11 protein-coding genes are annotated in these 8831 nt (G+C 72.4%); 9 read left to right on the plus strand and 2 right to left on the minus strand.

Features of this window, described 5'->3' with window-relative positions:
• From ACWCQ6_RS34380 to ACWCQ6_RS34415, 8 genes are all read left to right on the plus strand, one after another.
• The coding region (locus ACWCQ6_RS34380; RefSeq protein ID WP_451096018.1) for a WS/DGAT domain-containing protein at positions 1 to 771 on the plus strand (771 nt) is incomplete at its 5' end.
• Between the two features lie 120 nt (positions 772 to 891).
• Entirely contained in the window at positions 892 to 1884 is a 993-nt protein-coding gene (locus ACWCQ6_RS34385) for an aldo/keto reductase (RefSeq protein WP_451096034.1), read from the plus strand.
• 1 nt (position 1885) lies between these two features.
• Positions 1886 to 2197, plus strand: coding sequence for an L-rhamnose mutarotase (locus ACWCQ6_RS34390; RefSeq protein ID WP_451096020.1), 312 nt, complete (start codon positions 1886 to 1888; stop codon positions 2195 to 2197).
• Between the two features lies 1 nt (position 2198).
• Positions 2199 to 3053 (plus strand): amidohydrolase family protein, encoded by an 855-nt coding sequence (locus ACWCQ6_RS34395; protein WP_451096022.1) that lies wholly within the window; start codon positions 2199 to 2201, stop codon positions 3051 to 3053.
• Between the two features lie 132 nt (positions 3054 to 3185).
• A complete protein-coding gene (locus tag ACWCQ6_RS34400) occupies positions 3186 to 3938 on the plus strand; it encodes a LytR/AlgR family response regulator transcription factor (RefSeq protein ID WP_451096024.1) in 753 nt (250 codons plus the stop codon).
• Positions 3939 to 4000: 62 nt separating this feature from the next.
• Positions 4001 to 4363: a COX20 family protein gene (locus ACWCQ6_RS34405; RefSeq protein ID WP_362452177.1), complete on the plus strand. Its 363-nt coding sequence runs from the start codon at positions 4001 to 4003 to the stop codon at positions 4361 to 4363.
• Complete coding sequence (locus ACWCQ6_RS34410; RefSeq protein ID WP_451096026.1) at positions 4360 to 5823, plus strand: sodium/solute symporter; 1464 nt, start codon at positions 4360 to 4362, stop codon at positions 5821 to 5823. The genes ACWCQ6_RS34405 and ACWCQ6_RS34410 overlap by 4 nt, the downstream gene beginning before the upstream one ends.
• 217 nt (positions 5824 to 6040) lie before the next feature.
• The gene (locus ACWCQ6_RS34415; RefSeq protein ID WP_451096028.1) at positions 6041 to 7270 is read left to right on the plus strand and encodes a sensor histidine kinase; all 1230 of its coding nucleotides are present in this window, start codon (positions 6041 to 6043) and stop codon (positions 7268 to 7270) included.
• Positions 7271 to 7289: 19 nt separating this feature from the next.
• On the opposite strand, the gene ACWCQ6_RS34420 is transcribed toward ACWCQ6_RS34415, so the two are convergent.
• The gene (locus tag ACWCQ6_RS34420; protein ID WP_451096030.1) at positions 7290 to 7808 is read right to left on the minus strand and encodes a hypothetical protein; all 519 of its coding nucleotides are present in this window, start codon (positions 7806 to 7808) and stop codon (positions 7290 to 7292) included.
• 110 nt (positions 7809 to 7918) lie between these two features.
• On the opposite strand from ACWCQ6_RS34420, the gene ACWCQ6_RS34425 reads away from it, so the two are divergent.
• On the plus strand, positions 7919 to 8116 hold the full coding sequence (locus ACWCQ6_RS34425) for a zf-HC2 domain-containing protein (protein ID WP_451096032.1): 198 nt from the start codon (positions 7919 to 7921) through the stop codon (positions 8114 to 8116).
• Here the strand turns inward: ACWCQ6_RS34425 and ACWCQ6_RS34430 are convergent.
• A complete protein-coding gene (locus ACWCQ6_RS34430; RefSeq protein WP_451096036.1) occupies positions 8050 to 8619 on the minus strand; it encodes a sigma-70 family RNA polymerase sigma factor in 570 nt (189 codons plus the stop codon). The genes ACWCQ6_RS34425 and ACWCQ6_RS34430 overlap by 67 nt on opposite strands.
• Positions 8620 to 8831: the final 212 nt, after the last annotated feature.

The following is an 8831-nucleotide window of genomic DNA, read 5'->3' on the forward strand; positions in this document are numbered from 1 at the left end:
GTGCGGCAGCTGCGGGCCTCGCTGTTCAACTCTTTCAAGCTGCTCGTGCTGTTCGTCGGCTGTGTGGTGGGCCTGGTCCTGCTGGTGCAGTCGGACCTGGACCTCGAAGCCGTCCAGCGGATCCGCCGCGCCGCGGGCGGCACCACCAACGACGTCCTGCTCGCGATCGTCGCCGGAGCGCTGCGCCGCTGGATGCGGGAGCGCGGCGAAGCGCTGCCCGACGAGGACCCGCGCGCCCTGGTCCCGGTCTCCCGCCGCAGGCCGGGCCAGGCCGCGGCGACCGGGAACAGGCTCTCCGCCTATCTGCTCGGACTCCCGGTCGGCGAACCCGATCCTTGGAAACGGCTCGACCGTGTCCGCACCGCCATGGACCGCAACAAGGCGGCGGGTCCCCTACGCGGCGCCGGCGCGGTCGCGGTGCTCGCCGACCAACTGCCCTCGCTGGCCCATCGCTTCGGGGCCCCGCTGGCCGGGAACGCGGCCAGGATGCTCTTCGACGTGCTGGTCACCAGCGTGCCCCTGCCGCGCTCGGCGCTCTCGCTCGGCGGCTGCCCGCTGCGGGCCGTCTATCCGATGGCGCCGCTGGCCCGCGGCCAGGCCCTCGCCGTGGCACTGTCCACGTACGGCGGCCGGGTGCGGGTCGGGCTGGTGGCCGACGGCAAGGCGCTGCCCGATCTGGAACGGCTGGCGCGCTGTGCCGACGAAGAGGTGGCACAGCTGCTCGCGCTGCTGCCCGACCCACCGAGCGGCCGACGCCCTGATCGGCCATAGATCGGACAGATATCCAGGGAAGTGCCGCAGCCTGTGGTGCGTGAGGTGTTGACGCGTCCAAGTGATCCGATGAATATTCGCTGTGTGCAGGAAGCGATCACCGGGGAGGGCGGCGGAATCATGCGGCGCAACAGGCTGGGAAGCAGCGCGGTCGAGGTGACCGAGCTGTCCTTCGGAGCAGCCGCCATCGGCAATCTGTTCACCGCCGTCGAACCGGCGCGGGCGGCCGCCGCCGTCGACGCCGCCTGGGACGAGGACGTCCGCTACTTCGACACCGCGCCGCACTACGGACTCGGCCTCTCCGAACGGCGGCTGGGCGAGGCCCTGCGCTCCAGGCCCCGCGAGTCGTACGTGCTGTCCACCAAGGTGGGGCGGGTACTCGACCCACTGCCCGCCGGCGCCGCCGGCTCCGGGGACGGACCCGACGGACTCTCCGAGGGCTTCGCCGTACCCGCCACCCACCGCCGGCGCTGGGACTTCAGCGCCGACGGCGTACGCCGCAGCATCGAGGACAGCCTGGAACGGCTCGGCCTCGACCGCATCGACATCGCCTATCTGCACGACCCGGACGACCACGCACGGGCCGCGTTCGACGAGGCCTACCCGGCGCTGGAGAAGCTGCGTGCCCAGGGCGTCGTGGGAGCCATCGGCGCCGGGATGAACCAGACCGGGATGCTGACCCGGTTCCTGCGCGACACCGACGTCGACGTGGTGCTCTGTGCCGGGCGCTACACCCTCCTCGACCAGTCCGCACTCGACGAACTGCTGCCCGAGGCGGCCGCCCGCGGCCGCGGCGTGGTCGTCGGAGGGGTCTTCAACTCCGGGCTGCTCGCCGACCCGCGCCCCGGCGCCACGTACGACTACACGGCCGCGCCTCTCTCCCTCCTGGACCGGGCCCTTCGCATCAAGGCCATCACGGAGGCCCACGGCGTCCCGCTGCGGGCCGCCGCGCTCCACTACCCGCTCGCCCACCCGGCCGTCGCCGGAGTGCTCGTGGGCACCCGCTCCCCGGACGAGGTGCGCGATGCCGCCGCCCTGCTCCGCCGAGAGATCCCGGACGAGCTCTGGGAGGAGCTGCGCGCCGAGGGCCTGCTGACCGAGAACGGACACTGACATGAGAATCGCCCTGCACACCAAGGTCCGCGCCGACCGCATCGAGGAGTACGAGGCCGCTCACCGCGAGGTCCCGGCAGAGCTCACCGCCGCGATCCGCGCGGCGGGTGCCACGTCCTGGACGATCTGGCGCAGCGGCACCGACCTCTTCCATGTCATCGACTGCGAGGACTACGCCGCACTTCTCGCCGAGCTGGAGCAGCTCCCCGTCAACGTCGCCTGGCAGGCCAGGATGGACGAAATGCTCGACGTGGCGCACGACTACTCGGCCGACGGCGCCGGAGCCGGTCTCCCGGTCGCCTGGGAGCTGTGAGATGACCGGTGAGGAACGGATCGTCGACGCCCACCACCATGTGTGGGACCTGTCGGTACGCGACCAGGACTGGATCACCGGCGACGAACTCTCCCCGCTCCGGCGCGACTTCACCCTGGCCGACCTGGAGCCCGAGGCGCGCGCCGTCGGGGTGCGCGCCACCGTCCTCGTCCAGACCGTCACCGTCGCGGAGGAGACCCCCGAGTTCCTGGCCCTCGCTCAGGACAGCGACCTCGTCGCGGGCGTCGTCGGCTGGTGCGACCTCACGGCTCCGGACGTCGCCGGCACACTGGCCGCGCTGCGCGAACTTCCCGGCGGCGACCGGCTCGTCGGCATCCGCCATCAGGTCCAGGGCGAGAGCGACCCCGCCTGGCTGCTGCGCCCCGACGTCCGGCGCGGACTGCGCGCCGTCGCCGACGCCGGGCTCGTCTACGACCTCGTCGTCCAGGCCCGCCAACTGCCCGCCACCGTCCAGGCCGCAGCCCTGCTGCCCGAGCTGACCTTCGTGCTCGACCACGCGGGCAAGCCACCCGTCACCGCCGGAGAACTGCGCCCCTGGGCCGACGACGTCAGGGCACTGGCCGCCCGCCCCAACACCGTCTGCAAACTCTCCGGACTGGTCACCGAGGCCGATCCGCGCTCCTGGGCCGTGAGCGACCTGCGCCCGTACGCCGACACCGTCCTCGATGCCTTCGGCCCCGACCGGCTGATGTTCGGCTCGGACTGGCCCGTGTGCCGGCTCGCGGCGACATACGAGGAGGTCGTCGACACGGCCCGCACCCTGACCGACGTCCTCAGCGGAGACGAACGCGCCCGCGTCCTCGCCACCACGGCCGAGCGGGTCTACGGCCTCTGAGAGACATCGGGCCGCTGCTTCCGGCAGTCCGGAACCATGTCTGACCCGCCGGGGTGCGCGGGCCGGCCGGTACGCGAAGAAGCGGTGAATCACCCGGCCCCGTACCCCCGTGCGCGCTCTACACTCCGGCCCATGCTGCGCGTACTCGCCGTCGACGACGAAGAACCCGCCCTGGAGGAACTGCTCTACCTCCTGCGTGCCGATCCCCGGATCCGCAGCGCCGAGGGGGCCACCGGGGCCACCGAGGCGCTCCGCCGCATCGGCGGTGCCGTCGAGGCGGGCCCGGACGACCCGGCCGCCATCGACGTCGTGTTCCTGGACATCCACATGGCGGGCCTCACCGGCCTCGACGTGGCCCAGCTGCTGGCCGGCTTCGCCGCGCCTCCCCTCATCGTCTTCGTCACCGCGCACGAGGACTTCGCCGTCCAGGCCTTCGACCTCAAGGCCGTCGACTACGTCCTCAAACCCGTACGCCGCGAGCGTCTGGCCGAGGCGGTGCGCCGGGTCGCCGAACAGGTCGGGGACCGCTCCGCGCCCGTACTCGACACCGCGGGCGACCACATCCCGGTGGAGCTCGGCGGAATCATCCGGTTCGTCCCGATCGACGACATCGCCTATGCCGAGGCCCAGGGCGACTACGCCCGGCTGCACACCGCCACCGGCAGCCACCTCGTCCGCGTCCCCCTCACCACCCTGGAGGAGCGCTGGCGCGCCCGCGGCTTCGTCCGCATCCACCGCCGCCACCTCGTCGCCCTGGGCCGGATCGACGAACTCCGCCTCGACGCCGGCAGCATGAGCGTCCGCATCGGCACCGCACAGCTCGCGGTGAGCCGCCGCCACACCCGGGCGCTGCGCGATCTGCTGATGCGCCAGACCGGCCGCTGACCAGGGCCTCCCGGGGGACGGCCCTTCCCAGGGCGGTCCGGTGCTGCGTACACTCCGGGCCCATGTCCGCAGAGCCAACACCCCGGCGCGAAGTGGTGACGGGGGAGCCCCGGCGGGTGCGTCCACTGCCGCGCTACCGCACCCAGTCGGAGATCGACGAGCAGACCGCACTCGGCGGCGCGTACGTCCGGTCGCTGATGCGCAGCCAACTGCGGGCCGGGCTCACCGCGTTCACCGTCCTCGCCGTGGTCGTCGGGACGCTGCCGCTGGTCTTCGAGGCCCTGCACAGCGCGGCGCTCGTCTGGGCCGTCCTCGGCTTCGCCGCCTACCCGCCGCTCACCCTGATCGCCTGGTGGTACGTGCGACGGGCCGAACGCAACGAACGCGACTTCGCCCGGCTCGTGGAAGGCCGCCCCACGCCGTGAGCCGTACGTACGCGGTGGCGGCGGTCGCCGCAGTCGTCCTCGCGACCGTCCTCGTCGGCGGTTTCGGACTGCGCATCTCCCGCACCACCTCCGACTTCTACGTCGCCTCGCGCACCGTGCGGCCCCGGCTCAACGCCGCGGCCATCAGCGGCGAATACCTCTCCGCCGCCTCCTTCCTCGGCATCGCGGGCCTGGTGCTGGTGCACGGCCCGGACATGCTCTGGTACCCGGTCGGCTACACCGCGGGCTATCTGGTGCTGCTGGTCTTCGTCGCCGCACCGCTGCGCCGCTCGGGGGCGTACACACTGCCCGACTTCGCCGAGGGGCGGCTGGAGTCGCGTCAGGTGCGCAGGCTGGTCGGCGTCTTCGTGGTCGCGGCGGGCTGGCTCTACCTCGTACCGCAGCTCCAGGGCGCGGGGCTGACGCTCAAGATCCTCACCGGGGCGCCCGGCTGGCTCGGCGACGTACTCGTGGCGTCCGTCGTCGTCATGGCCGTCGCCGCGGGCGGCATGCGGTCCATCACCTTCGTCCAGGTCTTCCAGTACTGGCTGAAGCTCACCGCACTCCTGGTACCCGCGATCTTCCTGGTGCTCGCCTGGCAGGACGACGGTCGCCCCGGAGTCTCCTTCGACGAGCAGCTCTCCGTCTTCCGCGCCGACCATCCGCTGTACGCCACCTACGGGCTGATCGTCGCGACCTTCCTCGGCACCATGGGCCTGCCGCACGTCGTCGTCCGCTTCTACACCAGCCCCAACGGCCGCGACGCCCGCCGTACGACGGTCGCCGTCCTCGCCCTCATCGGCGTGTTCTACCTGCTGCCCCCGGTGTACGGAGCCCTGGGCCGGCTGTACGCTCCCGAGCTGATCCATGGCGGGGACGCGGACGCCGCCGTGCTGCTGCTGCCCGGCCGGCTCGTCGGCGGGCTCGGCGGCGATCTGCTCGGCGCGCTCATCGCGGGCGGCGCCTTCGCCGCGTTCCTGTCGACCGCCTCCGGGCTCACCATGGCCGTCGCCGGAGTCATCACCCAGGACGTGCTCCCCTCGCGCGGGGTACGGCACTTCCGGCTGGCCACCGTTCTCGCCATGTGCGTACCGCTGGCCGGTTCGCTGATGGTCAGCCGGGTGCCGGTCGCCGACTCCGTGGGCATGGCGTTCGCCGTCTCCGCTTCCTCCTTCTGCCCGCTGCTGGTTCTCGGCATCTGGTGGCGGCGGCTCACCCCGCCCGGCGCCATCGCCGGACTGCTGCTCGGCGGCGGCTCCGCGTTCCTGTCCGTCGCCATCACCGTCAGCGGCGCGGTGCGCCCGCCAGGCTGGCCGCACGCCCTGCTCGCCTGGCCCGCCGTCTGGACGGTGCCGGTCGGCTTCCTCGCGATGGTCCTGGTGTCCCTCGCCACGCCCGGCCGGATACCCGCCGGGACCAACGCCGCCATGACCCGCTTCCACCTGCCGGAGGCGCTGTGAGCGCCCGGCAGCGGGCCTCGCGGCGTCGCGGGGCCGGAGCACCCGCCTCGTGGCGTTGCCGTCGGTCACCCACGCCCCTTCCCCGAGCTCCCGGACGCGTTCGGGCGGGGGAGACCCCAGCTGCCCCGGTCCTCCGCCTCGCGATGTACGCACCCCGGCCCCGCTCCCTCAGCCGCGCTGCCCACTGCCGGGCCCTCTCGACATCGGGGAGGCACCGATGACCGGAGCCGGATACGCCGTTCTGGTCCTGCTCGCCCTCCTGCTGCTCGGCGCGGGGTTCCTGCTCGGCCGCCGCACCGCCCGTCCCCCGCGCACCAGCGATGTCGGGACCCCCGTCGAGCATGCCACCTTCGAGACGCTGCACACCGCCTCCCTCGCCGCGCCCCCACTGCGCGCCGGGCTCACCGAGGAGAGCGCCCGCAGATCCGCCCGCAGGCTGCGCTCCCTGCTCGGCACCGAAGCGCTCTGCCTCACCGACCGTGAGCGGGTGCTCGTCTGGGACGGCGAGGGCGAGCACCACGGCCGCCACGTCATGGACCAGGTGCTAAACCTTCTCGCCAGCGGCCGGGACACCGCCTTCCACAGCGACTGCGACGACCTCGACTGCCCGCTGCGCTGGGCCGTCGCCGTGCCGCTCACCGTCGACAACCGGGTGCTGGGCACCCTGATCGCCTACGCGCCGCGCGAATCCGCGGTGCTGGCGAGGGCCGCCGGAGAGGTGGCCCGCTGGGTCTGCGTACAACTGGAACTCGCCGAGCTCGACCGCTCCCGCACCCAGCTCATCGAGGCCGAGATCAGAGCGCTGCGGGCCCAGATCTCTCCGCACTTCATCTTCAACTCACTGGCCGCCATCGCCTCGTTCGTCCGCACCGACCCGGAACGCGCCCGTGAACTCCTGCTGGAATTCGCTGACTTCACCCGCTACTCGTTCCGCAGACACGGCGACTTCACCACCCTTGCCGACGAGCTCCACTCCATCGACCAGTACCTCGCGCTCGTACGGGCCCGCTTCGGCGAACGGCTCGCGGTCACCCTCCAGATCGCCCCCGAAGTACTGCCCGTCGCCCTGCCGTTCCTCTGCCTCCAGCCACTGGTCGAGAACGCCGTCAAGCACGGCCTCGAAGGAGCCGTCGGCGTGCCCCGGGACGCCGGCTCCGCACCGGCACGGGAGACCCCGACCCGCATCACCATCAGCGCCTTCGACGCCGGTTCCGAGGCCGAGGTGGTCATCGAGGACAACGGCACCGGAATGGACCCGGAACGCCTGCGCCACATCCTGCGTGGCGAGGGCGGCCACTCCACCGGGATCGGACTGCTCAACGTCGACGAACGGCTGCGCCAGGTGTACGGGGACGACTACGGACTCGTCATCGAGACGGGCATCGGCGCCGGGATGAAGATCACGGTGCGGCTGCCGAAGTACCGTGCCGGGGTGCACGGTTCCTGACCGACGGGCCGGACACCGCTCAGTGGAGATGGATCGCCAGATGTCCCAGTGGCAGGCCCAGCTGCCAGGCCGGCGTCCACACCTGGGCCGCCTCCTGCGCGTCCGGTTCGTCGCCCACCGCTTCCCGGGCCGGCGCACCGATCGCATCGAGGTCGGCCGCGAGCAGTTCGGTCTCCTCCAGCCGGCGCCAGGCCGCACGGGCCAGCGCCAGATCGGGATCCGCACCGGCCGGCCCGGCCGCCGGGACCGCGCCGAGCGAGTCGAGCCGTTCCCGGACCCAGCCGCACCACGCCGCCCCGCACGCGGTCAGCAGGCGCAGCTCGTCCAGCCGGGCCGCGGGCAGCGCATCGGGAACCGCGCCGTCGGAGAGGAAGACGGTGAGCGCGAGGGCGTCGCGGCCCGCGCGGTACTCCAGTGTGGACGGCTCCATCAGATCGCCGGTCCGCAGCATTTCATCGGCGATGTACTCCGCGTACATCCAGGCCATCGGGACCAGCAGACCGTTCCCACTGGTTCCGTCCTGACGCTCCGGGCGCATCCCGTCTCGCCTCTTTCTCTGTTCGGCACTGCGCTTCAGGGAGCATTGAACCGGGGGAGTGCGGCCCGCGTGGCCAGAAGAACAGGATCCGTTCACGACACGAGGATGCGATGACCGCCGATCCCGGGCAGGGCCCACACAGCCGGCATGTGCTCGGCGCCTACGTACTCGACGCGCTCACGGCCGGCGAGACGCGCACGGTCTCCTGTCATCTGCAGTCCTGCGACCGCTGCGCCGCCGACTACATGGAGGCCGCGGAGGCCGTCTCGCTGCTCGCCCTGCTGCGCGAGGAGGACCTGCTGGAGTAGCCGGGCAGGCTGCGGGAGAGCAGACGCAGCGCGTAGTAGGACCGGGACTTGACCGTGCCTGCCGGGATGCCGAGCACCCGGGCCGTCTCGTCCACGGTGAGCCCGCGGAAGTACATCTGGACGAGGACCGCTCGGTGTTCCGGGCTGAGAGTGCGCACCGCCTCGCGTACGTCGAGGGCGCAGACCGCGGCTTCGGCGGTGTCCTCCCCGGTCGCGGTGGTCTCCAGCACCGCGTCGCCGACCTCGGCCGGCCGGGACTGCCTGGAACGGCGCGCATCGATGGCGAGCCGCCGCGCGACCGTGAAGAGCCAGGGCCGCATCGAGTCGTACGGGGCGTCGAAGGCCTCCGGATGCTGCCAGGCCCGGACCAGCGTCTCCTGGAGCAGGTCCTCGGCCCGCTGCCGGTCGCCGAAGGTCAGACCGAGCAGGAAGTGGAGGAGGGCGGGCCCGTGCTCCCGCTGGAGCTCCGCGAGGGCCCGCTCATCGGTCGTCGTGGTGGTCATCGTGAACGCCCTTTCCGCCGAGGTCCCGCCGATTCGCTGCCGACTGGCGTATACGAACGCATCGGGGCGCCGGGGAACAGGCGGTGGGCGGTTTTGTGCGACGAGCGGTCGCACAGTGCCCAGGGCGCAGGGGCAGGCGATGATCAGTACGGCCACGGCGGCGGTGAACGCGGCGGTCAGGCCCGAGCCGTTGCCGAGCCAGAAGCCGAGCG

It is taken from the genome of Streptomyces sp. NPDC001880 (assembly GCF_053594575.1).

Bases quoted from the DNA above. Each gene is read 5' to 3' on its own strand.
- ACWCQ6_RS34395 (WP_451096022.1), top strand. From the start codon at position 2,199: ATGACCGGTGAGGAACGGATCGTCGACGCCCACCACCATGTGTGGGAC.
- ACWCQ6_RS34415 (WP_451096028.1), top strand. From the start codon at position 6,041: ATGACCGGAGCCGGATACGCCGTTCTGGTCCTGCTCGCCCTCCTGCTG.
- ACWCQ6_RS34425 (WP_451096032.1), top strand. From the start codon at position 7,919: ATGACCGCCGATCCCGGGCAGGGCCCACACAGCCGGCATGTGCTCGGC.
- ACWCQ6_RS34420 (WP_451096030.1), bottom strand. From the start codon at position 7,808: ATGCGCCCGGAGCGTCAGGACGGAACCAGTGGGAACGGTCTGCTGGTC.
- ACWCQ6_RS34385 (WP_451096034.1), top strand. From the start codon at position 892: ATGCGGCGCAACAGGCTGGGAAGCAGCGCGGTCGAGGTGACCGAGCTG.
- ACWCQ6_RS34390 (WP_451096020.1), top strand. From the start codon at position 1,886: ATGAGAATCGCCCTGCACACCAAGGTCCGCGCCGACCGCATCGAGGAG.
- ACWCQ6_RS34405 (WP_362452177.1), top strand. From the start codon at position 4,001: ATGTCCGCAGAGCCAACACCCCGGCGCGAAGTGGTGACGGGGGAGCCC.
- ACWCQ6_RS34430 (WP_451096036.1), bottom strand. From the start codon at position 8,619: ATGACCACCACGACGACCGATGAGCGGGCCCTCGCGGAGCTCCAGCGG.
- ACWCQ6_RS34400 (WP_451096024.1), top strand. From the start codon at position 3,186: ATGCTGCGCGTACTCGCCGTCGACGACGAAGAACCCGCCCTGGAGGAA.